Raw genomic sequence first — 24,420 nt, 5'->3', positions numbered from 1 at the left:
CCGCACGAGCTGCCGCCCCCGCAGGAGCCGCCGCCGGCGGTCGCCCCGCCGCCGCACGAGGTGCCGGAGCTGGCGCCACCCGCGTTGCCCATCGCCTGCCGCTGGATCTCGGCCTGCTCCGCGAAGCCCGGATCCATCGTCCAGAGCGTGGCGGTGCCGAACAGCGCCACGCCCAGCGCCACGTCGGTCGCGCCGTACGTGGAGTACGCGGGCCCGGCGGCCGGCCGCAGCCAGGCGTGCCGGCGGCGCATGTCGTTCAGCGCGGCGGTGGCCGCCCGGGTCCGCCAGGGCACGCGGTTGAGCAGCACGAACGCCAGGCCGAGCGGGAACAGGCTGAGCAGCAGCCAGCCGGTGGGCCGGTCGTTGAGCAGCCCGGAGACCGCGCGCACGATGCCGATCGTCAGCAGGGCTCCGACCAGCAGCGCGCCGCGCCGCAGCGTCCGGCGCCGCTCCTGGTCCAGTGCCAGGCCCCGGCGTACCAGGCCGTCGCGCAGGTCGTCGAGCGCGCGCCGGACCCACTCGTCGGCGGCCAGTTCCCGGGTACGCAGACCCCGGCTCGCCGCGTGGTGGACCGCCTGGTCCAGCGGGGTGGCCCCGGCCGGCAGCGGGCCGCCCGTGGTGAGCCGCCGGTCCGGTCGTACGCCGACCGCGCCGGAGTGGCGCAGCCCGCCGAGCGCGGCCCAGACGGCGAGCTGGTCACCACCGTTGAGGTACGCGACCTGCTGCGGACCCAGGTCGCCGTACGCGGTCACCGCCGTGCCCGCCAGCATGCGCCGCCGGTAGACGATCGCGCCGACCACCAGGACGACGGCGAGCAGCAGGTACCAGCGCAGGAAGACGGGGCCGGGGATGCCCCAGGTGTCGGAGGGGGTCATCGTCTGCTCCTGTCGCGCGGAGGGGTCGCGGCTCATTGTGGAGCAGGCGCGCCAGAGTCGATCTCCTGGAGCGGGGTAGTTACCGGACCGAGACCGGCGCCGGTTCAGTGCCGGCGGACGGCCTCCTCGACCAGGTCGAGTACCCGGGCCAGGTCGCCGGCCGGACGGCCCATCGCCAGGTGCAGCACCAGCCCGTCGTAGGCCAGCTCCAGGAACTGGGCCAGCACGTCGATCGGTACGTCGTCGCGGAGCACGCCGGCTTCGCGCTGGCGCAGCAGGCGCTCCCGGGTGGCCCCGGCGATGGCCTCGGAACGCTCCGCCCAGCGCTTGGCGAAGGCGGGGTCGGTGCGCAGCCGGCGGGAGACCTCCAGCTGGCTGCCGAGCCAGCCGGTGGTGTCCGGCGAGACGGCCCGGGCCAGCAGGTCGCGCATGACCTGCACGAGGCCGTTGCGGGCCACCGTCTCCACCATCGCGGCGGCGTCGTCCTCGGCCACGGCGAGGAAGAGGGAGTCCTTGTCCCGGAAGTGGTGGAAGATCGCGCCCCGGGACAGGCCGGTGGCCTCCTCCAGCCGCCGCACGGTGGCGCCCTCGTAGCCGTGCCGGGCGAAACACGCCCGCGCCGCCGCGAGGATCTCCTGTCGGCGCGCGTCGAGCTGGTCCTGACTTACTCTGGGCACGAACGGATCGTCGCAGGTGGAAGCGGCCGATGCAAACCGTACGTACGGCTTGAGATGCTCCGACGCTTGATCATCTGCCGCCGTCCGGTGGTTACGATCGGCGGGTGACCGCCCCTCCCGCGCGCCCGCTCACCGTCGCCGCCGTCCAGGCCCAGCCGGTCCCCGGCGACGTCGCCGGCAACGCCGGTGCCGCCGCCCGCCTCGTCGCCCGGGCCGAGGGCGCCCGCGTCGTGGTGCTGCCCGAGCTGTTCCTGCCGGCGTACCACCCGCCGACGCTCGGCGCCGATCCGGACGCCACGGACGTGGCTGCCGACGCCGACGGCCGGGTGACCGACGCCCGGCTGGACCCGCTGCGCTCCGCCGCCGCCGCCGCGGGCGCGGCAGTGGTGATCGGCGCTGCCGTCCGCCACCCCGACCGGCGGCGCACCATCTCCTCGCTCGTCGTGGACCCGGCCGGCACCGTCACCGCCGCGTACGACAAGCAGCAGCTCTGGAGCGGCGAGCGGGAGCTGTTCGACGCCGGACGCCGGGGCGCCACGATCGAGGTCGACACGTGGCGGCTGGGTCTGGGCGTCTGCTACGACGGCTGTTTCCCGGAGCACGCGCGGGCCGCCGCCGGCGACGGCGCACACGGCTACCTCTGCCCGAGTGGCTACCTGGCCGGCTCGGCGCACCGCCGCGACCTCTACTACGCCGCCCGGGCGCTGGACAACACGATGTACGTGGTGTTCGCCAACTCGGTCGGCGGCACCGATCCGTGGCGGTTCAACGGCGGCGCGGCGGTGTACGACCCGGAGGGCCGGCCGCTGGCCCGGGGCGCCGACACCGGCGAGGACGTGCTGGTGGCCACGCTCGACCCGGACGCGCTGGCCGCCACCCGCGCGGCGCACACGATGCTGCTGGACCGCCCGCTCGACGCCGGGGCGGATCGCGCCGTCCTCGTCGCCTGATCGCCGTGGCGGGGCCCTCGGCCCTGTCGGTGCTCCAGCCGTTCCCGTAGGGTGCCCAGGTGCCGTTGCTCCTGCTCGATCTGGACAACACCCTGCTGGACCGCGACGGGCCGTTCCGCGCCTGGGGAGAACGCTTCCTGGACGGCATCGGCGCGCCCCGGGCCGACCTCGACTGGTTGGTGTCCGTGGACGCGGACGGGCTGACCAACAGGTGGGACGTGGCGGATGCGATCCGCGACCGGTACGCGCTGCGCATCCCCTCGATCGACCTGGTCGACGAGCTGCACGACGGCGTGGTGGCCCACATGCGGCTCGATCCGCTGGTGGCCTGCGCGCTGCGGATCGCGGCCGACGCCGGCTGGGTGCCGGTGGTGGTCACCAACGGCGCGTCCCGTCAACAGGACGCCAAGATCCGCAAGACCGGCCTGGACCGGTACGTCGCCGACTGGGTGATCTCCGAGGAGGCGGGCGTCAGCAAGCCGAACCCGAGGATCTTCGCGCTCGCCGCCCAGCGGGCCCGGATGCCGCTGCGTGGCGCGTGGGTGGTCGGCGACAGTCCGGAGGCGGACATCGGCGGCGCGACCGCCGTGGGCCTGCCCAGCGTCTGGCTGCACCGGGGACGCCGCTGGTCCGACCCGAGGTTCGCGCCCACCCGGATCGAGGACGGTCTGATCGCGGCCGTCGCGGCCGTACTGGCCGGCTGACGGCGGCAGCGGCGCGGCCGGCAGGCAGGCAGCGCGGCGGCACAGCGGCGCACCACGCGGAAAATCCGTTGACCCGCCGCGGGCGGGGCACGAGCATGGTGCCGCGCGAGTGCGCAGCCGGGTGTGCCCGGTCGAGGAGAGGGGGTCGGTCATGGCCGTTTTCGCAGGGTCGTACCACCTGCCTCCACCAGCCTCGATCGAAGGACAGATCCACCCGTGCGCGATCACGACATCCCGGCGCCGCAGCGCCGTGGCCGCGGCAAGAGCCGCTTCGACGACGACGAACCCGACTTCCTGAAGCGGGGGCGGCACACCCCGCCGACCCTCACCGACCCGGACGCCGAGCCCGAGGCGGAGGACGCCTGGTCCTCCTGGGACCAGGCCGTCCACGGCCCCGAGCCGCACCCGGAGTGGCTGGTCACCGAACTGGCCGCCCGGGACACCGAGCTCGGGGTGCTCAAGACCGGCAAGGAGGCGGACGTCCACCTGGTCCGCCGCGCCGTGCCGGGCACCGACCGCGCGTGCCTGCTGGCGGTCAAGCGGTACCGCGACGCCCAGCACCGGCTGTTCCACCGGGACGCCGGTTACCTGGAGGGCCGCCGGGTACGCCGGTCCCGTGAGATGCGGGCGATGACCGGCCGCACCGCGTTCGGCCGGCAGATGATCGCCGGGCAGTGGGCGGCGGCCGAGTTCGCCGCGTTGTCCCAGCTCTGGGAGATCGGGGCCGCCTTCGGGCGGATCGCCGTGCCCTACCCGGTGCAGCTGCTCGGCACCGAGCTGATGCTGGAGTTCGTCGGCGACGCCGAGGCGGGGGAGGCCGCGCCGCGGCTGGCCCAGGTCCGGCCCGACGACGACGAGCTGCGCGACCTGTGGGACCAGCTCGTGGAGGCGCTGACTGTGCTCGCCCGGGCCGGGTACGCACACGGCGACCTGTCGCCGTACAACCTGCTGGTGCACGCGGGCCGGCTGGTGATGATCGACCTGCCGCAGGTGGTCGACGTGGTGGCCAACCCGCAGGGGGCCGAATTCCTGGCCCGCGACGTGCGGGTGGTGGCCGCCTGGTTCACCGCCCGCGGGATGCCCGCGACGGTGACCGACCCGATGGCGCTGACCGAGGCGCTGCTGCGGGAGGCGGGCATCCGCTGACCCGGCGGGTCCCCGGGCGGGAGACCGCCCGGGACGCCCGCCGGTCCGGGTCACTGGAGGTAGCGCTCGACCTCCGGCACCGGGCGCTCGCCCTGGGCGTCCGGGTCGCCGTGCGCCTGGCGGGCGGCCCGGCGGCGGCGCAGCAGGTCCCAGCACTGGTCCAGGGACTCCTCCAGCGCGCGCAGCCGCTCCCGCGCCTCGTCGTCGGTGCCGGCCTCGTGCTGCTGCGCGTCGGCACGCAGCCGGTGTTCCTCGTCGACGAGTTCCGAGATCCGGCTGAGGATGGTCTTGTCGTCCATGCCCGAAGCTTGGCACAGCGGACGGGTCCGCGCCCGCGTTCTGCCGCCGTCCGCCGGAGGTGAGCGTTGCTCGCTCTCCGCAACGGCCACTGTGTACGCGAGTGACGCATATCCCACCGGCTCCATTCTCGACAAAGAGATTGTTGCTACGTGAAATATCCTCCGACCTGCCTTTTGATCTGCGGCTCAGGATGGCATGCTCGCGAGCAACGTCACGGGTCGATACGGAGTCGCGACCCTGAGTCAACCGAGGGAGCGTTCAGGTGCCCGAACCGACGGACACACCGAGGCCCACCGGCCGACCCCGAACCGTGCCGCTGCGGCAGATCCTGCCGGCGGTGCTCCGCGACCCCGCCCGGGCCCTCATCGACATCGGTAACCGTACCGAAGGCGACCTGGTCCGGCTCAACCTCGGCTCGTTCCGTCCCTACCTGGTCACCCACCCCAAGCACGTGCAGCACGTCCTGCGCGACCGGGCGGACAACTACGAACGGGCCGGTGACGGGCTGTTCTGGCGCCCGGTCAAGCGGCTGTTCGGCGAGGGGATCCTCGGCGAGGGGCAGATCTGGTCGGCCAGCCGCCGGATGCTCCAGCCGATGTTCACCGCCAAGCGGGTCGAGGCGCTCGTCGACGGGATGGCCGACGCGATCCGCGACGCCGTCGGGGAACTGGACGAGCCGGCCCGCGCCGGTCAGCCGGTCGACATCGGCGTGGAGCAGGCCCGGATCGTCAGCCGGGCGATCATGAAGGTGCTCTTCGCCGACCGGATCTCGGTGCCGGACGCGATGCGCGTGATCGAGGCGCAGGACCGGATCGCCACCGCCGTCATCCCCCGGATCATCGTGCCGTTCGCGCCTCTGTCCCTGCCGATGCCGGGGGACCGCACGTTCGCCCGCGCCGTCCGCATCGTCGACGACGTGCTGGTGCCGATCGTCCGCGAGACGCGCGAGTCCGCCGACCAGGGCGACGACGTCATCTCGACGCTCTGGCAGGCCCGCACCGACGACGGGCGGCAGCTCGACGAGCGGCAGGTCCGCAACGACACAGTGGCGATGTTCGCCGCCACCACGGAGACCACCATCAACGTGCTGACCTGGGCCTGGCCGCACCTGGACCAGCACCCCGAGGTGGCCGAGCGGCTCTACGCCGAGATCGACGAGGTGGTCGGCGGCGAGCCGGTACGCCGCGAGCACCTGAGCCGCCTCACGTACACCCGGATGGTGCTCGACGAGTTGCTGCGGCTCTACCCGATCGGGTGGATCATCCCGCGCCGCGCGGTCGCCGAGGACGTCATCGACGGCGTGCCGATCGAGCCCGGCGCCACGATGGCGGTCAGCCCGCTGATCACCCAGCGGATGCGGCAGTTCTGGGACCGTCCGGACGAGTTCGACCCGGAACGGTTCCGCCCCGAGCGGGTCCGGGCCCGGCACCGGTACGCCCACTTCCCGTTCGGCGGCGGGCCGCACCAGTGCCTCGGCATGTACCTGTTCTACCTGGAGGCCCAGCTCATCCTCGCCACCATGCTCAGCCGCTACCGGTTCCGGCTGCACCGCCCCGGCGTACCCGGACTGCGGCTGGCCGCGGCCCTGCGGCCGCGCGAACGCGTCGAGCTGACGCTCGTCGCCGCCGGGCGGACGGAGCCGGCATGACCGACGGGCCGACACCCGATCCGCTTGCGGTCGCCGCGGAGCAGGGCCGGGTCTGCGCGCTCGCCGCGCAGGGCCAGCGCGGCCTGCGCAGGGCCGCCGCCGCGCACCCCGAGCTGTTCCCCGGCGACCCGTTCGACGCGACGCTGTTCAGCAGCATCGCGCAGGCGATGGCGTTCAGCGCCCCCTGGCACACCGCCGCCGAACTCGCGGTGACCAACCGCGCGGTCCTCTGGGGCTTCGCCGTCGACTGGCTGGTCGACCACCAGGCCACCAGCCGGGCCGAGGTCGACCGGATCACCGGTGTCTGCCTGGACGTGCTCGACGGCGCCGCCTCGGGCGACCCGCTGGGCCGGTTCCTCGCCGAGTTGCGGGACGACGTCGCCGCCGCCCCCGCCTATCCGGCGCTGCGCGACCACTGGCGGGGCACGATGGCACGCACGCTCGACGCGATGGCCCGCGAGTGGGACTGGCGGGGCACCGGCCGCCCCACCCTCGACGACTATCTGGCCAACGCCGACAACCTCGCCGCCACAGTGGTGAACGTGGCGCACTGGATCCACACCGGATCGGTGTCCGACGCCGGCACGCTGGAGCGGCTGATCCAGGTCGGCGACGAGGTCCAGCGGGCCCTGCGCCTGGTCAACGACCTCGGCACACACCGCCGCGACGCCGAGTCCGGCGACCTCAACGCGCTGCTGCTGGTCGACGACCCGGCCGAGGTCGAGCGGCGCTTCGCCGAGCAGGTCGACCACTGCCGCGTCCTGCTGGCGAAGCTGGCCGGCGAGGTGCCGCGGGAGGCCGACTTCCTGTCCCGGCAGCTCGGCTTCACCACCGGCTTCTACCGGAACACCGACTTCTGGGGCGTGCGGTGACGCTCACCGCCGGATCGGTGCCCGCCACCCGGTCCGGGACCACGCGCGACCTGATCACGGCGCTCGGCGGTGAACCGGAGGGGCAGACGTCGCCGTCGGTCTACGAGACCGGACGGCTGGTCGCGCTCGCGCCCTGGCTCGACGGCCACGACCGGCGCGTGGCCTGGCTGCTGGACCGGCAGCGTCCGGACGGCGGCTGGGGCGGTGCCGGCGGGTACGCGCTGGTGCCGACGCTGAGCGCGGTCGAGGCGCTGCTGACCGTGCTGCACCGCGACGGCCCGGCCGCCGCGCCCGCCGCCGCCGCGCACCGAGGGCTGGCGTACCTGACCGGCGCGCTGCGCGCCGGCGCCCCGCCGGACCTGCCGGCCACCGACCTGATCGTGCCGGCGCTGCTGACCGCTGTGGACCGGCATCTCGACGGGCCGGCCGGTCCGCCACCCGGGCTGGCCGAGTGGGCCGGCCGGCCCCGTCTGCCGCTGCCGGCCGGTCTCGACCCGGCCCGGCTGACCCGGGTACGCGGACTGCTCGCCACCGGGAGGCCGGTACCGGAGAAGCTGGCGCACGCGCTGGAGGTGGCGGGCGAGCTGGCGTACCGCGCGCCCGGGGTGCGTCCCTCGGCCAGCGGCGCGGTCGGCGCCTCACCCGCCGCGACCGCCGCCTGGCTGGGCGGTCCGGAGCCCGGGCCGGCACTGGACTACCTGAACGCTGTCGCCCGGCCCGGTCCGGTGCCCTGCGCGAGCCCGATCACCGTCTTCGAACGGGCCTGGGTGCTCGGCATCCTGGTCCGGGCCGGCGTGCCGGTCGGCGCGCCCGAACCGGTGCTGACCGAGCTGCGCGCCGCTGTCGGACCGGCCGGTGCGGCCACCGCGCCCGGCCTGCCCGCCGACGCCGACACCACGGCGGTCACGCTCTACGCGCTGGCCCGGCTGGGCCGCGCGCCCGGCGTCGCGCCGCTGGCCGGGTTCGACACCGGACGGCACTTCTGCACCTGGCCGGGGGAGGACGGGGCGTCGCTGACCACGAACGCGCACGTGCTCGACGCGCTCGGCGAGCAACCGAGCGCGCCTGGCGTCACCGGCGCCCGGCGCCGGGTCACCGAGTGGCTGCTGGACCGGCAGGAGCCGGACGGGCGGTGGGAGGACCGCTGGCACGCCTCGCCGTACTACGCCACCTACGGGGTGCTGCTGGCGCTCGCCGACCACGCGCCGGACGGCGCGGCGCGTACCGGGGTCGAGCGGGGGGTGGCCTGGCTGCTGGACACGCAGCGCCCGGACGGCTCCTGGGGACGGTGGGACGGCACCGCCGAGGAGACCGCGTACGCGGTGCTCGCCCTGGCCGACGCGGGCCGGTCCGGCGACTCCCGGATCACGTCGGCGCTGGCGCGGGGGCGCCGTCGACTGTCCGAGCTGGACGGATGCGACGGTGAACCGGCACTATGGCACGACAAGGACCTCTACCGCCCGACGCGGATCGTGCGCGCCGCGGTGCTGGCGGCCTCCGGCCGTGCCGGGGCGACCCGGACCGGGGCCGCACCCACCATGATCAGGATCGCTTGAATGAGGTTCCCGACGGCTGCTAGCGTGCGCCGGAGTCGATCGGATTTCGGACCGACCGAAGACCGGGCCAGGACGGTGTGATGGGTTCCCGCAGTACGAATCTCCGTACGAAGATCATCGCGCTGCTGGCGTCGCTGACCGCGCTCTGGGCGTTCGCCGCATGGGTGACCGTACGGGACGGATTCAACCTGCTCGGCGTGCAGACGCTCAACGCGCGCGTCTTCGAACCGAGCGACCCGCTGCTTCTGGAGCTGCAGGCCGAGCGGCGGCTGTCGCTGCGCTACCTCGGCGAGTCCGACCCGAGCCGGTTGCAGGAGCTGCAGGCCCAGCGCGCGCGTACCGACGAGACCGCCGGCGCGCTGTGGCGCTCGGTGCGGGACTGGCGCACCGAGATCCCGGCCAGCGAGGAGCTGATGCAGCGGCTCGACGAGCTGAAGGCCGAGCTGGACCAGCTCGGCCAGGTACGCACCGACGTCAGCCGCAAGACCATCGACCGGACCACCACGCTCATCGCGTACGACGAGGCGGTCGACGGGATCTTCGCGGTCTTCGATGCCCTCGGCGGCCTCGACGACGACGAGATCGCCGAGGACACCGCCGCGCTCATCGACCTCAACCGGTCCCGGGAGCTGCTGTCCCAACAGGACGCGCTGCTCACCGGCGCGATCGCGGCCAACCGGATCACCGTCGGCGAGCAGACCGCGTTCGCCCGCCTGGTCGGCGCGCAGTGGTTCCTCGCCGACCGCACCGCCCGCGAACTCGCCCCCGGCGACCGTGCCCGCTTCGAGCGGATGGTCGAGGGCGACGCGTTCCAGCAGCTCCGCACGCTCCAGGACCAGGTGCTCGCGGCCAAGGGCGCCGAGGTGCGCCCGCCGGTGACCGCCGCGGCCTGGCAGGCCGCCGCCGAGAAGGCGATGGCCGACCTGCGCGAGGTGATCCTCGCCGGCGGTGAGGACATCGTCTCCCGGGCCACGCCGGTCGCGGTGGGCGTCATCGTGCGGCTGGTGCTCGCCGCCGGTCTCGGCCTGATCGCCGTCATCGCCTCCGTGGTCGTCTCGATCACCACGGCACGGGCGCTCGTCCGCCAGCTCGAACGGCTCCGCGAGGCCGCCTTCAAGCTGGCGCACGAACGGCTGCCGAGCGTCGTGGAGCGCCTGGGCCGCGGCGAGGAGGTGGACGTCGCCCGCGAGGCGCCACCCCTGCAGTTCGGCGACGACGAGATCGGCCAGGTGGGCAAGGCGTTCAACGTCGTGCAGGAGACCGCCGTCCGGACCGCCGTCGAGCAGGCCGAACTGCGCCGCAGCGTCCGCGACGTGTTCCTCAGCCTGGCCCGGCGCACCCAGGCGCTCGTGCACCGGCAGCTGACGCTGCTGGACGCGATGGAACGCCGGGAACACGACGCCGAGGAGCTGGAGGACCTGTTCCGGGTCGACCACCTGGCCACCCGGATGCGGCGCAACGCGGAGAACCTGATCGTGCTCTCCGGCTCGACGCCGGGCCGGGCCTGGCGGCGCAACGTCCCCATGGTCGACGTGGTCCGCGGCGCGGTCGCCGAGGTCGAGGACTACACCCGGGTCACCGTGTTCCCGCTCGGCGAGGTGTCGCTCACCGGCCGCGCCGTCGGTGACGTGATCCACCTGCTGGCCGAGCTGATCGAGAACGGACTCTCCTTCTCGCCGCCGCAGACCACTGTGGAGGTCCGCGGTCAGCTCGTGGTCAACGGCTTCGCCATCGAGATCGAGGACCGCGGCCTCGGCATGAGCGCCGACGAGCTGGCCGCCGCCAACGCGCGCATCGTCGACCGGTCCGAGCTGAACCTCGCCGACGCCGCCCGGCTCGGCCTGTTCGTGGTCAGCCGGCTCACCGAGCGGCACGGCGTCAAGGTGCAGCTCAAGGAGTCCGCGTACGGCGGCACCACCGCAGTGGTGCTGATCCCGCGTGAACTGATCACCGCCGAGGGCGCCGACGAGGCCGACGCCCTTCCCGCCCCCGGGACGGCCCTGCCCGCGGCGCCCGCGCCGGCTCCGGCACGGAGCACGCCGGCCGGCGACGGCGACGGACCGGCGATCCCGTCCGGCCCGGACGGCGGCGCCGAACCGGACCAGCCGGCCGAGCCCGCCCCGCAGGCGCCGGAGCCGGTGACCCAGGCACCTCGGCTGACCCCCTCCGGGCTGCCGGCGCGTACCCGCAAGCGGCAGCCCGCGGTGGCGGGGCCCACCACGGAGCTGGCGGTGGTGGAGCGTCGGCCCGCCGCCACGACTGACGATCCTGACGCGTCGCCGGCGACGGAGCCGGAGACCGCGCCGGTCACCGACGCGGGACTGCCGGTCCGGGTACGCCAGGCCAGCCTCGCGCCGGAGCTGCGGCACGACCAGACCGAGGCGGAGGACGACGCCGCCGACGACGACACGGCGCGTGCACCGGAGCAGGTGCGCCGGATGATGAGCTCCTACCAGAGCGGTACGCGACGCGGCCGGACCGATGCCGCGCGCTTGCTCGGCGGAGCGCAGGGGGCCGGCGGCGGGCCGGCCGACGCGGACGAGCAGGTTACCTGACCGGGACGTCGACGCGACGGAAACCGGAAGTTGACGGCACACCAGCCGGGAAGATGAGGACGACGAGTGGCGCAGAAGACGGCTTCGAGCGCGGATCTGACGTGGCTGCTGGATGACCTGGTCGGCCGGGTCAAGCAGGCGGAGCACGCCGTGGCGCTCTCCACCGACGGACTGTTGATGGCCTCGTCCCGCGGATTGAGCCGGGACGACGGCGAGCACCTGGCCGCGATGGCGGCGGGCATCCAGAGCCTGGCCCGCGGCGCGGGCAAGCGGTTCGGTGGCGGGCACGTACAGCAGACCATCATCGAGATGCAGTCCTCCTTCCTGTTCGTCACGGCGGCCGGGCGCAACGCCTGCCTGGCGGTGCTGGCCTCGGAGGACGCGGACGTCGGCCTGATCGCGTACGAGATGGCCATGCTCGTCACCCGGGTCGGCCGGTTCGTCGCGTCACCGACCCGGGAACAGCCCCTCGGCGAGAACGCGGCACGATGACCGGCCGGGGGGACTCCGCGGAGCAGGAGTGGGTGGACGACCACGCCGGCCCGGTGGTGCGCCCGTACGCGGTGACCGGAGGCCGGGCCCGCCCGGTCACCGGCACGTTCGACCTGATCTCGCTGGTCACCTCGACCCGCACCGATGTCGGGTCGGAGTCCGGGCTGGGCCCGGAGCACGTGGCGATCGTCGGCCTCTGCCAGCGGATCCTCTCCGTGGCCGAGATCGCCGCCCATCTCGACCTGCCGGTGGGCACGGTCCGGGTCCTCCTCGGAGACCTGGCCGCCCGCAGCCTGGTACAGGTACGCGAGCCGCGCGCGACCACCGCCGGCCTTCCCGACGAGCACGTTTTCGAGGCGGTTATCAATGGACTACGGGCGCTCTGAGCGGCCGGCGGGCGCCGCGCCGCTGCCCACCGCGATCAAGATCCTGATCGCCGGCGGGTTCGGCGTCGGCAAGACCACAATGGTCGGCGCGGTCAGCGAGACCCGGCCGCTGCGCACCGAGGAGGTGCTGACCGAGACCGGGATCGGCATCGACGACCTGTCCGGCATCGAGGAGAAGTCGACCACCACCGTGGCGATGGACTTCGGCCGCATCACCATCAGCGACGACCTGGTGCTCTACCTGTTCGGCACACCCGGGCAGGACCGGTTCTGGTTCGTCTGGGACGAGCTGGCGCTCGGCGCGCTCGGCGCGGTGGTGCTCGCCGACACCCGCCGGCTGGCCGACTGCTTCCCGTCGATCGACTACTTCGAGGGGCGCGGTACGCCCTTCGTGGTGGCGGTGAACTGCTTCGAGGGCGCCAAGACGTTCCGTCTGGACGAGGTGCAGGCCGCGCTCGACCTGGACCCGGGTGTGCCGGTGGTGCTGTGCGACGCGCGCAAGCGGGAGTCGGCCAAGGAGGTGCTGATCACGCTGCTGGAGCACGCCATGAAGCTGCGGGAGGCGCGCCGCCGCGCCGCCGAGGACTGAGCGGTCACAACATCGACGGGGGAGTGGCGATGACCGAGGTGACGGTCCGGGCGATGAACCCGGACGAGTTCGACAGATGGCAGGACGAGCTGGCCGCCGGGTACGCCCGGGAGCACGTCACGGCCGGTAACTGGACGCCCGAGGAGGCGCTCGGCCGGGCCCGGGAGGCCACCGCCGGCTTTCTGCCGCAGGGCATGGCCACGCCCGGCATGCTGTTCCTGATCGGCGAGCTGGCAGACGGCTCACCGGTCGGCCGGCTGTGGATCGGCCTGACCCACCCGCGCGGTCTCGCCGACTGCGCGTTCCTCTACGACATCGAGGTGGCCGCCGGGCACCGGGGCCGGGGCCTCGGGCGGGCGCTGCTCGCGGCCGGGGAGCGGGCGGCCCGGGAGCACGGCGCGCAGGCGCTGGAGCTGAACGTCTTCGGCGCCAACGAGACGGCCCGCAAGCTGTACGAGACGTCCGGCTACCGGGTGGTCACCCAGCAGATGCGCAAGGACCTGTCCTAGCGCCGGTCCTCAGAGACGGGTGGCGGTGCGGACCAGCCCGGCCAGGGCCCGGGACCGGCTGTGCGGCGGCCAGGCGATCACAGTGGTCACCGTCGGCGCGTCCGGCACCGGCACGGCGGCCATGTCCGGCCACAGCAGCGACCGGCACGACTCCGGCAGCAGGACCGCGGTACGCCCGAGCGCGACCAGCTGGAGCAACTGGGAGTGGTCCCGCACCTCGGGGCCCGGCCCGTCCGGGTAGGTGCCGTCGCGCAGCGGCCAGCGCGGCAGCGGCAGGCCGGGCAGCGTCTCGACGTCGGCCATCCGCAGCTGCGCCCGCTCGGCCAGCGGATGCCCCGCCGGCAGGACCAGCACCTGCTGTTCCGTCACCAGTTCCTCGGTGTCCAGTCCGGTCGTCGAGTCGAACGGCAGGTGCAGCAGCGCCACGTCGGCCCGACCGTCGCGCAGCAGCCGTTCCTGCTCACCGATGCCGGACAGCAGCACCTCCACCCGGACCGCGTCCGGCTCGGCGGCGTACGCGTCGAGCAGTTTCGGCAGCAGCTCGCTCGACGCCCCCGCCTTCGTCGCCAGCACGAGCCCGGCGCCGCCGTTCGCGGCCTCACCGGCGCGGCGGGTACGGCGGTCCGCGGCGTCCACCGCGTCCAGGGCCGCCCGGCCCTCGCGGAGCAGCACCGATCCGGCCCCGGTGAGCGCGACGCGGCGGCTGTCCCGTTCCAGCAGCGTCACGCCGAGGCGCCGTTCGAGCTGGCGGATCGCCCGCGACAGCGGCGGCTGGGCGATGCCGAGGCGGCGCGCGGCGCGGCCGAAGTGCAGTTCCTCGGCGACCGCGACGAAGTAGCGAAGCTCCCGCGTCTCCATCCCGCCACCGTACCGCCGGATCGATACCCGTCGGGTATCGCCCGCTACCGAGGTGGTGTTGGAGGCCCGCCCGCCGCGCGGACAGGATCGACACCATGAGTGAACGGACGATCGCGCTGGTGACCGGCGCGAACAAGGGAATCGGGTACGAGATCGCGGCCGGCCTGGGCGCGCTCGGCTGGCGGGTGGGCGTCGGCGCCCGGGACGGGCAGCGGCTCGCCGAGGCGGTGGCGAAGCTGCGCGCGGGCGGCGTGGACGCGTTCGGCGTACCGCTGGACGTGACCGACGACGCGAGCGTGGCCGCCGCCGCCCGGCTGCTGGAGACGGAGGCCGGTGGCCTGGACGTGCTCGTCAACAACGCCGGCGTGACAGGTGGCGTGCCGCAGCAGCCGGGTGACGTGGACGTCGCGACCATCAGGGCCGCCGTCGAGGTGAACGTGATCGGGGTGGTCCGGGTGACCGAGGCGATGCTGCCGTTGCTGCGCCGCTCGGCCTCGCCGCGGATCGTCAACATGTCCAGCGGCGTCGGCTCGCTGACCCGGCAGAGCGCCTCCACAGGCGAGGACCAGACCGGTCCGCTGTCGGTCGCGTACGCGCCGTCCAAGAGCATGCTCAACGCGGTGACGATTCAGTACGCGCGGGCGCTCGCCGGCACGGGCATCCTGGTCAACGCCGGCTGCCCCGGCTTCACCGCGACCGACCTGAACGGCTTCCGGGGCGTGCGGACCCCACAGCAGGGCGCGGCGGTCGCGATCAAGCTGGCGACGCTGCCCGACGACGGGCCGACCGGCGGCTACGTCGAGGACGCGGGCACGATCCCGTGGTGAGCGCCGCCCGTCAGCACCACATGACCGGGTTGCCGGTGGCCACCGACGCCGCGCACAGCCGGCGCAGCGGCTCCACGATGTAGGCGAAGTCCTCGCCCGACCGGCTCCGGGTCCGCACCGCGAGCCGTTCGGGTGGCGGCTCGCCGTGCTCGCCCACCGGCCGCATCGCCACCACCGTCCGCGTCCCGCCGGCGGTGAACTCCACCCGGTCGCCGGGCAGCGGCCGCTGGCCGAACCGGACGGCCCGGAACAGCGTCACCGGCGGGTCGGCGCGGTCGAGGACGAAGAAGCCGTCCGGGTCGACGCCCGCCTGAAAGCCCGGGCCGAACATGAACAACCCGCGGTAGGCCTCGACGTACTGCATCACGACCGCGCCGGTCGCCTCGTCGATCAGCTCGACCTCGTCGGTGATCCGGTCGGTGCCTGCGATCGCGTCCAGCTCGGCGAGCGCGACCGCTGCCCGGTCGGCGGGCAGCGAGCCGCCGTTGGCGTCCGGCAGCGCGGCGGCGAGCGTCGGGAAACGGTGCTCGCCGGCCGCGCGCAACGCCTGCTGGAACAGGCGTACGCCGGCCCAGTTGGACACGCGCTCGCTGACCAGTTCCATGTGCCGGTGCGGGCAGGCGTCCCCGGTCATCCACGCGTAGAAGGCGTTGTCGGCGGCCCCGTCGTACTCGCCGGCCTGCACCAGCGCGAGCCACCCGTCCTCGTCGTAGCCGACCGGCCCGATCGGGCACGGCGTGGCGAGGCCGTCCTGCCAGCACCGGCAGTACACGAACGCGTCGAGTCCCACGCCGGCACGCTACCGGCGCCCGCCCCGGCGCCGCGCGCCGGTTTCGGCGGCTCAAGTGGTGCGCACCGGCTCGCGACCGCTCGGGTGCCGCGCGCCGATTCGCGGCGGCTCAGGTGACGGCGAGCAGCACGGCGTCGCCGCTCGCCGCCGCGTCGCGGTAGAAGTCGCGCAGCGCGGTGAAGTACGGCAGCAGGTAGCCGTCGAACTCGTCGTCGCCGTCGTCCCAGATGTGCGGGTAGATCTCGGCCTCCGACATGGCCTCCGGGTCGAAGCGGGCCCGCAGCGTCGCGTCGTCCACCGCGTCGAGCCCGGCGGCCACGGTGCGGACCGCGTCCGGCATGAGCAGCCGGGCCGGGCCCATGCCGAGATCCGGCCCGATCGGTTCGCCGCCGACGATCGCCGGCCCGGCGTCGCCCCGGATCTCGTACGTGGTGCCGGTCAGCAGGTAGTGCAGCCCGTGCCACGCCTTGTCGAGGTCGAGTTCGTCCGGACCGCCCTGGAACAGCGTGCCGACCGTGTCCGGATCGGCCAGCACCGTCGCCAGTTCCGCGCCGGACAGCCGGCGTGCGGTGAACACCATGCCCATGTGGTCGTCTCCCCGGGGGGGTCTGTGGAAATCGGCGGCAGCGTAACGCAGGCGTCCGACAGCCGTGTGATCATCGGCGTATGGCCACTGACACCCGGCACCTCAGCGTCCACATCGATCGTCCGATGGCGGAGGTCTACGCCTTCGCCGCCGACCCGGCGAACCTGACCCGCTGGGCGCCGGGCCTCGGCGGTTCGGTCGTGTCCGTCGACGGCCACTGGTTCGTGGACACACCCGAAGGGCGGGCGCGGCTCACGTTCGCCCCTGCCAACGAGTACGGCGTGCTCGACCACGAGGTGCGGACGCCGTCGGGCGAGACGGTGTACGTGCCGTTGCGCGCCATCGCCGACGGCGACGCCACCGAGGTGGTGTTCAGCCTGCGGCGGATGCCCGGCATGAGCGACGCGGACTTCGACCGGGACACCGCGCTCGTGGAGGCGGACCTGGCCCGGCTCAAGGCCGTACTGGAGAGCGCCGCCGGCTGACCGGAATGGGAATTGCGCTGTGGCGAATAACAGCTGTGGTGGCCGGTGAATGCAATTCGGTGATTCAGTCGCCGATCGCGTCCCGCATTCGTTCCCTCGTCCAGTATTCGGACGGGTCGGTGGCGCCGGGGCTCGGATTGTGCGTCGCGACCACCGGGCCGGGCGGCGCCGGTCGCCCCGCGTCGCCCTCGCGCGCCGCGAGGACCGCGACGGCCGCGGCGACGGCGAGTGCCGCGACGGCGGCCGCGCCGAGCAGCACACGATGTGACATGTCGCCTCCTCCGGGCCGGGTGCCGGTCCGCCTGGTGCCGGCCCGCCTGGTGCGCCGGGTGGCACACCAGGCGGACCGTCGTTCACCAGGTGTCGTTCGCGTACGTGTTGTAGAGCGTCCCCACCACCGCGGCGGAGAAGTACGGCGAGCCGTTCGTGTTCGAGCCGCTCGAGTAGCTCATCACCCCGTGCACGTCACCACGCCTGGTGGTGTTGTCGTAGCTGTAGTACCACGGGCCGCCGCTCGAACCGCCCCCGAAGCCGCAGTTCATCTCGATCCGGTTGCTGCCCGCGTCCCTCGACGTGCCCGAGCAGACCCACTGGATCTCGCCGCTGTCCTTGTTGCTCGGGTAGCCGAAGATGTCGTAGTGGTATGCCCGGCCACCGCCGGTGAGCAGCCCGTTGGCGCCGACCGCGTCCACGATCGACCGGCTGCCGTAGACGAGCGCGACGGCCACGTCGTACTGCCGCTCACGGGTGCTGATCCAGCCGCTCGGCACCGCGAGCGTGGACCAGTCCCAGGTGCCGTACGGCTGCGCGCCGTTGCGGTACGACGGCACGAACATCCAGTTCGCGGTGTGCCAGTCCCGGCCCGGCCCGTCGTGTACGCAGTGCGCGGCGGTGAAGACCATGTTGCGCGCCGGACTGTTCACCACGCTCGCCGAGCAGTAGTGGCCGAGACCGTCGGTGGAACTGGTGTAGAAGATCTTCCCCACCGTGATCGACTCGTTCAGTTGGGTGCCGAAGCCGCTGCCGTCCTTCGGTGCCACCGCCTCCGCGAAGCGCCGCACCCGCTCCGCGGTGGGGCTCTGGGTGACCGGGCCGGCGGCCTTCTCCACCTCGTCGGCGGGAGTGGCCGCCGCCATGCGCTCGGCCGTCCAGTAGGCCCTGGCCTGCGAGGACGACCCCGCCTTGCGCTCGATCGACGTGACAGCAGCCGGAGCGGCCGTGCCTGCGGCGGTGCCGGTGCCGGCCAGTGCCGGAGTGCCGGCGAGGATCGCCGGCAGGATCAGGGCCGGCAGGGCCAGAAGTCTGATCGTCGTCTTCATGAAATCCTTCCCAGTGTTCGATTCCCGGATCGAAACTGGAGCGCCCCCGTTGTGCATCGCGATATCGGCAACGTATCGACGGGCTTCGGTGCGTGTCAACGAATCATGGACGTCGATTGTTTGCGGTGTCGGATGTGCGATCGGGGGGGGCGAGGGACATCACCGAATTGCAATTTCGCGATGAGTGGGATGCCGGCTTCAGCGGTCGTTCGTTGCCGCCGGTTCGTGAGCGGCGCTCGGCCTCGGTAGCCTCGAAGCCGTGACGAAGGGGCCGGGGCCACGATGACTGCTGATCCGCCGCCCGCCACCGGACGACTGACCTTCGCCGAGATGACCGTCGACGACCTCGACGACATGGCCGCCCTTCTCGGCGACCCGATTGTGATGCGCTACTACCGGCGACCGAAGATCCGGGCGGAGGCACTGGACTGGATCCGCTGGAACGAGGGCCTCTACCGCGGCCACGGCTTCGGACTGTGGGTGCTCAGGTCACGGGCGACAGGCGAGTTCGTCGGCGACTGCGGTCTCACTCCGCAGCCGGTGGACGGGGTGATGGAGGTCGAAGTCGGATACCACCTGCGGACCGGGATGCAGGGCCGCGGATTCGCCACGGAGGCGGCGGCCGCGTGTCGCGACCACGCGCGCGATCGGCTGGGCGTCGACCGTCTCGTCGCGATCATCCAGCCGGACAACATGCCCTCACAGCGGGTCGCGGAGCGGATCGGGCTGAGCTTCGAGCGTGCGACGACGTCCGAATCGGGGGATCCGGTGCACGTGTACGCCGCGCGCCTGGCCTGACCGGGCTCAGCGGCGGGCCGACGTCACGAACCGGGTCCACGCGGCCGGGGTGAAGGTGAGCACCGGCCCGGCCGGGTCCTTCGAGTCGCGGACGCCGACCACACCGGGCAGGTTGCCGGCGACCTCGACGCAGTTGCCGCCGTTGCCGCCGCTGCGGGTGCTCTTGCGCCACCGGGCGCCGCTCAGGTCCATGCCGCCGCCACTTCCCTCAGCAGTTCCAGGGTCCGCGCGCGGGGCAGCGCCTCGCCCCGGATGCGTTCCCACCGACGCTCCAGGGTAGCAATCTCCGAGGGCTGCTCGATGATCTGCGCGCGGGCCTGGCTGTCCACATGCGCCACCCGGTTGCCGTCGCGCAGCTCCGCGATGACGAACGGCCCGTCCAGCCCGGGATAGGTCGGCGTGTCGGCCGGCACCACGTGGAGCTGCACGTTCGGCAGCTCGGCGCAGGCGAGCAGGTGGGTCACCTGCGCGGCCATCAGCGCCCGGTCGCCGGCGGCGGCGCGGCGCAGTACCTGCTCGTCGAGCACCACGACGTACAGCGGTCCGCGCGGCCGGGTGAGGATGCCCTGCCGGTCCAGCCGGGCGGTGACCAGGTCGGTGACTTCGTCGGCGGTCAGCGGCTGGCCGATGAACGTTGCCCGGGCGTACGCCTCGGTCTGCAACAGACCCGGCACCCACGCCAGCTCGAACGTGCGTAGCGCGACCGCCTCGCGTTCGATGTCCACCCACGGGCGGAACCAGACGGGCTCGCGGCGGCGGACCGCGTCCGGCCAGAGTGCCTCGATCGGCTGGCCCAGCAGGTTCGCCACAGTCGCGCGGTGCCGGCTCTGCGGGATGTGCCCGGGGTTCGCCCACCGGGCCACCGTCTTCGGGTGCAGGCCGAGCCGCTCCGCCAGGCTCTCGGCGGTGTGGCCGGCGCCGGCCAGCGCGGTGACGAAGGCATGGTTCATGCCCATTCCTCCCCGGAGCAAAAGAACCGTCCGAAGGAGATTACACAACGCTGTGTGATTGTTCGGGCACCCTCGGCACGGTGGAGGCATGACCGAACCGACACCCACATCGGCGTACCCCCGGGTGGTGCTGCCGCTGACCGGCCACCGCGCGTGCGGTCCGGCCTGGCGCTGCGACCGCTGCGGCGAGCCCTGGCCGTGCCCGACCCTGCGGGCCGCGCCCACCGACGCGGCCCGCCGCGCCACGATGATCCCCGAGTTCTCCCGGCTCACCCGGCAGGCCATCCGCGACCTGCGCGGCCGCCCCGACGGCCCGGACCCGATCGCGATCGTGCGGCGCTTCCTGTGGTTCCTGCCGCTCACCGACTCCGAGGCACGCGCCGTCGCGCTCCGCCTCCGCTGAGATGTAAGGAAGGGCCCCTTCTTAACAGACGTCTGTTAAGAAGGGGCCCTTCCTTACATGAAGAACTCAGCTGGCGATCATGCGGCGCAGCACGTACTGCAGGATGCCGCCGTGCCGGTAGTAGTCCGCCTCACCCGGGGTGTCGATGCGGACCACGGCGTCGAACTCCACGCCGGTGTCGGTGGTGACCTTCACCGTGCGCGGGGTGTCGCCGTCGTTCAGCGCGGTGACGCCGCTGATCGAGAACGTCTCCGTGCCGGTCAGGCCCAGCGACTCGGCGGTCTCGCCGCCCGGGAACTGCAGCGGCAGCACGCCCATGCCGATCAGGTTCGAGCGGTGGATCCGCTCGTACGACTCGGCGATGACCGCCTTCACGCCCAGCAGCATGGTGCCCTTCGCCGCCCAGTCACGCGACGAGCCCGAGCCGTACTCCTTGCCGGCCAGGATGACCAGCGGGACGCCCGCCTCCTGGTACGCCATCGAGGCGTCGTAGATCGAGGTCTGCTCGCCGGTCAGGTGGTTGACCGTGAAGCCGCCTTCAGGGAGCGCAGCTCCCGCATCGGAACCGGCGCCCGGGAGCCGCAACTGATTCCGCAGCCGGATGTTGGCGAACGTGCCCCGGATCATCACCTCGTGGTTGCCGCGGCGGGAGCCGTACGAGTTGAACTCGTGCCGGGCCACGCCGTGCTCGGCCAGGTACTTGCCGGCGGGGGAGTCCGCCTTGATCGAACCGGCCGGGGAGATGTGGTCGGTGGTCACCGAGTCGCCCAGCTTCGCCAGCACGCGCGCGTCGGCGATGTCCTGGACCGGGGCCGGCTCCTGCTGCATGCCCTCGAAGTACGGGGGCTTGCGCACGTACGTCGACTCGCCGTCCCAGGAGAACGTGTCACCGGTCGGGGTCGGCAGCGACTGCCAGCGCTCGTCACCGGCGAACACGTCGGCGTACGCGGCGCTGAAGCCGGTCGCGCCGATCGCGGAGGCGATGACGTCCTGGATCTCGGCGCTGTTCGGCCAGATCTCCCGCAGGAACACCGGGTTGCCCTGGGCGTCCTCGCCGATCGGCTCGTTGGCCAGGTCGATGTCCATGGTGCCGGCGAGCGCGTACGCGACCACCAGCGGCGGGGACGCCAGGTAGTTCATCTTGACGTCCGGGTTGATCCGGCCCTCGAAGTTGCGGTTGCCGGACAGCACCGACACGACTGCGAGGTCACCGTCGTTGACGGCGGCGGAGACCTCCTCCGGCAGCGGGCCGGAGTTGCCGATGCAGGTGGTGCAGCCGTAGCCGACCAGGTTGAAGCCGAGCTTCTCCAGGTACGGCGTGAGGCCGGCTCGGTCGTAGTAGTCCATGACGACCTTCGAGCCCGGCGCCAGGGTGGTCTTCACCCACGGCTTGCGGGCCAGGCCCTTGTCCACCGCGTTTCGGGCCAGCAGCGCGGCGCCGATCATCACCTGCGGGTTCGAGGTGTTGGTGCAGGAGGTGATCGCGGCGATCACCACGGCGCCGTGGTCCAGCTCGTACTCGACGCCGTCGGCGCCGGTCACGCGTACCGGATTGCTGGCCCGGCCGCCCGCGCCCACCGCGGCGGTCTCCAGGTCGCGCGGCGCGTCCGCCGGGTCGTTCACGCCGTTGGCGGGGGAGTCGCTGGCCGGGAACGACTCGGCCGACGCCTCGTCGGCCGGGCCGTCGGCACCGAACGGCTTCTCCTGCTGCGGCACGCCCGGCTTGCGGCCCGGGTCGCCACCGGTCTCGTCGGCTGCCACGTAGTCGCTGAGCGCGGCGCGGAACAGCGTCTTGGCGCTGCCCAGCGGCACCCGGTCCTGCGGGCGCTTCGGGCCGGCCAGCGACGGCTCGATGGTGCCGAGGTCCAGCTCCAGGCGCTCGGAGTACTCCGGCTCGCGCTCCGGGTCGTGCCAGAGGCCCTGCTCCTTGGCGTACGCCTCGACCAGCGCGACCTGAGACGCGTCGCGGCCGGTCAGCTCCAGGTAGCGGACGGTCTCGGCGTCGATCGGGAAGATCGCCACGGTCGAGCCGTACTCCGGCGACATGTTGCCGATGGTGGCGCGGTTCGCCAGCGGCACCGCGCTCACGCCGGGGCCGTAGAACTCGACGAACTTGCCGACCACACCGTGCTTGCGCAGCATCTCGGTGATGGTCAGCACCAGGTCGGTGGCGGTGGTGCCGGCCGGCATCTCACCGGAGAGCTTGAAGCCGACGACCCGGGGGATCAGCATGCTGACCGGCTGGCCGAGCATCGCGGCCTCGGCCTCGATGCCGCCGACGCCCCAGCCCAGCACGCCCAGGCCGTTGACCATGGTGGTGTGCGAGTCGGTGCCGACGACCGTGTCCGGGTACGCCTGGCCGTTGCGCTCCATGATCGTACGGGCCAGGTACTCGATGTTGACCTGGTGCACGATGCCGGTGCCCGGCGGGACGACCTTGAACTCGTTGAACGCGGTCTGACCCCAGCGCAGGAACTGGTAGCGCTCCTTGTTGCGCTCGTACTCCAGCTCGACGTTGCGCTCGAAGGCGTCCTCGCGGCCGAACAGGTCGGCGATGACCGAGTGGTCGATGACCAGCTCGGCCGGAGCGAGGGGGTTGACCTTGGTGGCGTCGCCACCCAGGTCACGGACCGCCTCGCGCATGGTGGCCAGGTCGACCACGCAGGGCACGCCGGTGAAGTCCTGCATCAGCACCCGGGCCGGGGTGAACTGGATCTCCACGCTCGGGTCGGCGGTGGCGTCCCACGCGCCGAGCTGCTGGATGTGGTCGGCGGTGATGTTCGCGCCGTCCTCGGTCCGCAGCAGGTTCTCCAGCAGGATCTTCAAGCTGTAGGGCAGTCGCTCGTGGCCCTCCACCTTGTCGATCCTGAAAATCTCGTAGCTCGCGTCTCCGACGCGTAGCTGGGTCTTCGCACCGAAGGTGTCGAGGCTCGCCACGTCGTACTCCTTCACACCAGCGACCGTGAGTAGTCCTGAGCAGTTTGTCGCACCGGCCGGGGCGCTGCCGTGCTTAGGCAACACTTACCTGCGTCGGTCTCTACAAAACCGTACGTCCGTCTTGCTATTCGTGCAACCTCGTGCCACGCTGCGGGACGAGGAGGTGCCACCATGATCCATCACGTCCTGCTCGCCTGCCCCCGCGGCTCCGAGGACGCGTCCCGCTCCTTCTACGCGGGCCTGCTCGGCCTCACCGAGAAGCCCAAACCCCCGGCCCTCGCCGCCCGCGGTGGCTGCTGGTTCACCGGGTACGACGCCGAACTGCACCTGGGCGTCGAGGACGACTTCCGCCCCGCCCGCAAGGCGCACCCCGCGCTGCTGCGCCCCGACCTGGACGAGCTGGCCGCCCGCCTCGACGCCGCCGGACACACAGTGACCTGGGGCGACGACGAGATTCCCGGCATGCGTCGGTTCCACACGTACGACCCGCACGGCAACCGGCTGGAGTTTCTGGCCCCCGCGGGCTGACCCGGCGCGGGTAGGGTCGGGCGGGTGGTCGACGTACAGCACTGGCTCGCCGCGCTCCCACCGGCCCTGATCTGCCTGCTCGTGGGCGGGGTGATCGGCGTGGAGAGCATGGGCATCCCGCTGCCCGGCGAGATCGTGCTGGTCAGCGCCGCCCTGCTCGCCGCCACAGGCGCCGTCGGGCCCGAGTGGGTGGCCGCCGCCGCGGCGACAGGCGCCATCATCGGCGACTCCGTCGGGTACGCCGTCGGCCGCCGTGGTGGCCGCCCCCTGCTGGAACGGCTCGGCCGGCGCTTCCCGAAACACCTCGGCCCGGCACACCTGGCCCGCGCCGAGCTGAGCTTCGCCCGGCACGGCGTCTGGGCCGTGTTCTTCGGGCGGTTCGTCGCGCTGCTGCGCATCCTCGCCGGGCCGCTCGCCGGGGCGCTGCGCGTGCCGTACCGCCGGTTCCTCGTCGCGAACGCCGCCGGCGGGCTGGTGTGGGCGTTCGGCACCACCTACCTGCTGTTCTACCTCGGGCAGGCCGCCGAGCACTGGCTCAAGGACATCTCCTGGGCCGGGCTGGTGCTGGCCGTGCTGGCCGGCGTGGTGAGTACCGCGTGGCTGCGCCGCCGGGCCAAGCGCCTGCACGTGTCCGAGCCTTCCGACCAGCCCACCCCGGTCCCCGCAGCCGACCGCTGACC

General features: G+C 73.1%; 28 protein-coding genes. 17 read left to right on the top strand and 11 right to left on the bottom strand.

Translation table 11 applies throughout. From position 1 onward, the window contains the following. A partial coding sequence (locus ABD52_RS24120) for a TIGR04222 domain-containing membrane protein (RefSeq protein WP_047893342.1) occupies positions 1-875 on the bottom strand: 875 nt, incomplete at its 3' end. A gap of 104 nt (positions 876-979) precedes the next feature. After that, the gene (locus tag ABD52_RS24115) at positions 980-1,552 is read right to left on the bottom strand and encodes a TetR/AcrR family transcriptional regulator (protein WP_013287426.1); all 573 of its coding nucleotides are present in this window, start codon (positions 1,550-1,552) and stop codon (positions 980-982) included. 104 nt (positions 1,553-1,656) lie between these two features. Here ABD52_RS24115 and ABD52_RS24110 point away from each other — a divergent pair, with 104 nt between their 5' ends. The 3 genes from ABD52_RS24110 to ABD52_RS24100 all read left to right on the top strand — a co-directional run bounded on the left by ABD52_RS24110 (position 1,657) and on the right by ABD52_RS24100 (position 4,352). Beyond that, a complete protein-coding gene (locus ABD52_RS24110; protein WP_013475904.1) occupies positions 1,657-2,502 on the top strand; it encodes a carbon-nitrogen hydrolase family protein in 846 nt (281 codons plus the stop codon). A 59-nt stretch (positions 2,503-2,561) separates the two neighbouring features. Further along, entirely contained in the window at positions 2,562-3,206 is a 645-nt protein-coding gene (locus ABD52_RS24105) for an HAD family hydrolase (protein WP_013287424.1), read from the top strand. A gap of 216 nt (positions 3,207-3,422) precedes the next feature. Continuing rightward, positions 3,423-4,352, top strand: coding sequence for a serine protein kinase RIO (locus ABD52_RS24100; RefSeq protein ID WP_047893341.1), 930 nt, complete (start codon positions 3,423-3,425; stop codon positions 4,350-4,352). A 50-nt stretch (positions 4,353-4,402) separates the two neighbouring features. Here the strand turns inward: ABD52_RS24100 and ABD52_RS24095 are convergent, their stop codons facing one another. Then, positions 4,403-4,651, bottom strand: coding sequence for a DUF2630 family protein (locus ABD52_RS24095; RefSeq protein ID WP_013287422.1), 249 nt, complete (start codon positions 4,649-4,651; stop codon positions 4,403-4,405). Positions 4,652-4,962: 311 nt separating this feature from the next. Here ABD52_RS24095 and ABD52_RS24090 point away from each other — a divergent pair, with 311 nt between their 5' ends. From ABD52_RS24090 to ABD52_RS24055, 8 genes are all read left to right on the top strand, one after another. Then, positions 4,963-6,300: a cytochrome P450 gene (locus ABD52_RS24090; protein WP_176739885.1), complete on the top strand. Its 1,338-nt coding sequence runs from the start codon at positions 4,963-4,965 to the stop codon at positions 6,298-6,300. Continuing rightward, positions 6,297-7,172, top strand: a complete 876-nt coding sequence (locus ABD52_RS24085; RefSeq protein WP_047893340.1) for a terpene synthase family protein — start codon at positions 6,297-6,299, stop codon at positions 7,170-7,172. The genes ABD52_RS24090 and ABD52_RS24085 overlap by 4 nt, the downstream gene beginning before the upstream one ends. Then, positions 7,169-8,728: a prenyltransferase/squalene oxidase repeat-containing protein gene (locus ABD52_RS24080; protein WP_047893339.1), complete on the top strand. Its 1,560-nt coding sequence runs from the start codon at positions 7,169-7,171 to the stop codon at positions 8,726-8,728. Before ABD52_RS24085 ends, ABD52_RS24080 begins: the two co-directional genes overlap by 4 nt. Before the next feature lie 80 nt (positions 8,729-8,808). Further along, entirely contained in the window at positions 8,809-11,283 is a 2,475-nt protein-coding gene (locus ABD52_RS24075) for a nitrate- and nitrite sensing domain-containing protein (protein WP_047893338.1), read from the top strand. Between the two features lie 66 nt (positions 11,284-11,349). Beyond that, positions 11,350-11,775: a roadblock/LC7 domain-containing protein gene (locus ABD52_RS24070; protein WP_013287417.1), complete on the top strand. Its 426-nt coding sequence runs from the start codon at positions 11,350-11,352 to the stop codon at positions 11,773-11,775. Beyond that, positions 11,772-12,161: a DUF742 domain-containing protein gene (locus ABD52_RS24065; protein WP_013287416.1), complete on the top strand. Its 390-nt coding sequence runs from the start codon at positions 11,772-11,774 to the stop codon at positions 12,159-12,161. The genes ABD52_RS24070 and ABD52_RS24065 overlap by 4 nt, the downstream gene beginning before the upstream one ends. Beyond that, positions 12,142-12,750 (top strand): ATP/GTP-binding protein, encoded by a 609-nt coding sequence (locus tag ABD52_RS24060; RefSeq protein ID WP_013287415.1) that lies wholly within the window; start codon positions 12,142-12,144, stop codon positions 12,748-12,750. Before ABD52_RS24065 ends, ABD52_RS24060 begins: the two co-directional genes overlap by 20 nt. Before the next feature lie 29 nt (positions 12,751-12,779). Next, on the top strand, positions 12,780-13,259 hold the full coding sequence (locus tag ABD52_RS24055; protein ID WP_047893343.1) for a GNAT family N-acetyltransferase: 480 nt from the start codon (positions 12,780-12,782) through the stop codon (positions 13,257-13,259). Between the two features lie 9 nt (positions 13,260-13,268). On the opposite strand, the gene ABD52_RS24050 is transcribed toward ABD52_RS24055, so the two are convergent. Beyond that, the gene (locus tag ABD52_RS24050; RefSeq protein WP_047893337.1) at positions 13,269-14,117 is read right to left on the bottom strand and encodes a LysR family transcriptional regulator; all 849 of its coding nucleotides are present in this window, start codon (positions 14,115-14,117) and stop codon (positions 13,269-13,271) included. A gap of 95 nt (positions 14,118-14,212) precedes the next feature. Here ABD52_RS24050 and ABD52_RS24045 point away from each other — a divergent pair, with 95 nt between their 5' ends. Beyond that, positions 14,213-14,944: an SDR family NAD(P)-dependent oxidoreductase gene (locus ABD52_RS24045; protein WP_047893336.1), complete on the top strand. Its 732-nt coding sequence runs from the start codon at positions 14,213-14,215 to the stop codon at positions 14,942-14,944. Positions 14,945-14,954: 10 nt separating this feature from the next. Here ABD52_RS24045 and ABD52_RS24040 read toward each other — a convergent pair whose 3' ends face one another. Both ABD52_RS24040 and ABD52_RS24035 read right to left on the bottom strand, forming a co-directional pair. Further along, on the bottom strand, positions 14,955-15,734 hold the full coding sequence (locus tag ABD52_RS24040) for a hypothetical protein (protein ID WP_047893335.1): 780 nt from the start codon (positions 15,732-15,734) through the stop codon (positions 14,955-14,957). A 109-nt stretch (positions 15,735-15,843) separates the two neighbouring features. Then, a complete protein-coding gene (locus ABD52_RS24035; protein ID WP_013475914.1) occupies positions 15,844-16,320 on the bottom strand; it encodes a YfbM family protein in 477 nt (158 codons plus the stop codon). An 80-nt stretch (positions 16,321-16,400) separates the two neighbouring features. Between ABD52_RS24035 and ABD52_RS24030 the strand changes: the two genes are divergently transcribed. Continuing rightward, positions 16,401-16,805, top strand: coding sequence for an SRPBCC family protein (locus ABD52_RS24030; RefSeq protein WP_047893334.1), 405 nt, complete (start codon positions 16,401-16,403; stop codon positions 16,803-16,805). 64 nt (positions 16,806-16,869) lie between these two features. Here ABD52_RS24030 and ABD52_RS24025 read toward each other — a convergent pair whose 3' ends face one another. Both ABD52_RS24025 and ABD52_RS24020 read right to left on the bottom strand, forming a co-directional pair. Continuing rightward, complete coding sequence (locus ABD52_RS24025) at positions 16,870-17,076, bottom strand: hypothetical protein (RefSeq protein ID WP_047893333.1); 207 nt, start codon at positions 17,074-17,076, stop codon at positions 16,870-16,872. An 82-nt stretch (positions 17,077-17,158) separates the two neighbouring features. Then, positions 17,159-18,124 (bottom strand): serine protease, encoded by a 966-nt coding sequence (locus tag ABD52_RS24020; RefSeq protein WP_013287407.1) that lies wholly within the window; start codon positions 18,122-18,124, stop codon positions 17,159-17,161. A 282-nt stretch (positions 18,125-18,406) separates the two neighbouring features. Between ABD52_RS24020 and ABD52_RS24015 the strand changes: the two genes are divergently transcribed. After that, the gene (locus tag ABD52_RS24015; protein ID WP_047893332.1) at positions 18,407-18,922 is read left to right on the top strand and encodes a GNAT family N-acetyltransferase; all 516 of its coding nucleotides are present in this window, start codon (positions 18,407-18,409) and stop codon (positions 18,920-18,922) included. 6 nt (positions 18,923-18,928) lie between these two features. Here ABD52_RS24015 and ABD52_RS24010 read toward each other — a convergent pair whose 3' ends face one another. Together ABD52_RS24010 and ABD52_RS24005 are read right to left on the bottom strand one after the other, a co-directional pair. Next, positions 18,929-19,114 (bottom strand): DUF397 domain-containing protein, encoded by a 186-nt coding sequence (locus ABD52_RS24010; protein ID WP_030274233.1) that lies wholly within the window; start codon positions 19,112-19,114, stop codon positions 18,929-18,931. Then, positions 19,105-19,872, bottom strand: a complete 768-nt coding sequence (locus ABD52_RS24005; RefSeq protein WP_047893331.1) for a DUF5753 domain-containing protein — start codon at positions 19,870-19,872, stop codon at positions 19,105-19,107. The genes ABD52_RS24010 and ABD52_RS24005 overlap by 10 nt, the downstream gene beginning before the upstream one ends. 88 nt (positions 19,873-19,960) lie before the next feature. Here ABD52_RS24005 and ABD52_RS24000 point away from each other — a divergent pair, with 88 nt between their 5' ends. Beyond that, positions 19,961-20,275: a hypothetical protein gene (locus ABD52_RS24000; protein ID WP_013287403.1), complete on the top strand. Its 315-nt coding sequence runs from the start codon at positions 19,961-19,963 to the stop codon at positions 20,273-20,275. 66 nt (positions 20,276-20,341) lie between these two features. On the opposite strand, the gene ABD52_RS23995 is transcribed toward ABD52_RS24000, so the two are convergent. Continuing rightward, positions 20,342-23,227 carry an aconitate hydratase gene (locus tag ABD52_RS23995; protein ID WP_047893330.1) on the bottom strand — a complete coding sequence of 962 codons (2,886 nt, stop codon included), beginning with the start codon at positions 23,225-23,227 and terminating at the stop codon, positions 20,342-20,344. A 156-nt stretch (positions 23,228-23,383) separates the two neighbouring features. Between ABD52_RS23995 and ABD52_RS23990 the strand changes: the two genes are divergently transcribed. Together ABD52_RS23990 and ABD52_RS23985 are read left to right on the top strand one after the other, a co-directional pair. Next, complete coding sequence (locus ABD52_RS23990) at positions 23,384-23,740, top strand: VOC family protein (RefSeq protein ID WP_047893329.1); 357 nt, start codon at positions 23,384-23,386, stop codon at positions 23,738-23,740. A 24-nt stretch (positions 23,741-23,764) separates the two neighbouring features. Further along, entirely contained in the window at positions 23,765-24,418 is a 654-nt protein-coding gene (locus ABD52_RS23985) for a DedA family protein (RefSeq protein WP_047893328.1), read from the top strand. Positions 24,419-24,420: the final 2 nt, after the last annotated feature.

Origin of the sequence: Micromonospora sp. RV43 (assembly GCF_001029515.1) — a bacterium.
In the GTDB taxonomy this organism is placed as follows: Bacteria; Actinomycetota; Actinomycetes; order Mycobacteriales; family Micromonosporaceae; genus Micromonospora; species Micromonospora aurantiaca.
Note: the sequence above shows the minus strand (reverse complement) of the source record. Positions and strands in the feature narration are given on the sequence as shown.

Coding starts and splice junctions, on each gene's coding strand:
- ABD52_RS24095 (WP_013287422.1), bottom strand. CDS start 4,651: ATGGACGACAAGACCATCCTCAGCCGGATCTCGGAACTCGTCGACGAG.
- ABD52_RS24085 (WP_047893340.1), top strand. CDS start 6,297: ATGACCGACGGGCCGACACCCGATCCGCTTGCGGTCGCCGCGGAGCAG.
- ABD52_RS24075 (WP_047893338.1), top strand. CDS start 8,809: ATGGGTTCCCGCAGTACGAATCTCCGTACGAAGATCATCGCGCTGCTG.
- ABD52_RS24065 (WP_013287416.1), top strand. CDS start 11,772: ATGACCGGCCGGGGGGACTCCGCGGAGCAGGAGTGGGTGGACGACCAC.
- ABD52_RS24060 (WP_013287415.1), top strand. CDS start 12,142: ATGGACTACGGGCGCTCTGAGCGGCCGGCGGGCGCCGCGCCGCTGCCC.
- ABD52_RS24055 (WP_047893343.1), top strand. CDS start 12,780: ATGACCGAGGTGACGGTCCGGGCGATGAACCCGGACGAGTTCGACAGA.
- ABD52_RS24050 (WP_047893337.1), bottom strand. CDS start 14,117: ATGGAGACGCGGGAGCTTCGCTACTTCGTCGCGGTCGCCGAGGAACTG.
- ABD52_RS24045 (WP_047893336.1), top strand. CDS start 14,213: ATGAGTGAACGGACGATCGCGCTGGTGACCGGCGCGAACAAGGGAATC.
- ABD52_RS24035 (WP_013475914.1), bottom strand. CDS start 16,320: ATGGGCATGGTGTTCACCGCACGCCGGCTGTCCGGCGCGGAACTGGCG.
- ABD52_RS24030 (WP_047893334.1), top strand. CDS start 16,401: ATGGCCACTGACACCCGGCACCTCAGCGTCCACATCGATCGTCCGATG.
- ABD52_RS24025 (WP_047893333.1), bottom strand. CDS start 17,076: ATGTCACATCGTGTGCTGCTCGGCGCGGCCGCCGTCGCGGCACTCGCC.
- ABD52_RS24020 (WP_013287407.1), bottom strand. CDS start 18,124: ATGAAGACGACGATCAGACTTCTGGCCCTGCCGGCCCTGATCCTGCCG.
- ABD52_RS24015 (WP_047893332.1), top strand. CDS start 18,407: ATGACTGCTGATCCGCCGCCCGCCACCGGACGACTGACCTTCGCCGAG.
- ABD52_RS24010 (WP_030274233.1), bottom strand. CDS start 19,114: ATGGACCTGAGCGGCGCCCGGTGGCGCAAGAGCACCCGCAGCGGCGGC.
- ABD52_RS24005 (WP_047893331.1), bottom strand. CDS start 19,872: ATGAACCATGCCTTCGTCACCGCGCTGGCCGGCGCCGGCCACACCGCC.
- ABD52_RS24000 (WP_013287403.1), top strand. CDS start 19,961: ATGACCGAACCGACACCCACATCGGCGTACCCCCGGGTGGTGCTGCCG.
- ABD52_RS23990 (WP_047893329.1), top strand. CDS start 23,384: ATGATCCATCACGTCCTGCTCGCCTGCCCCCGCGGCTCCGAGGACGCG.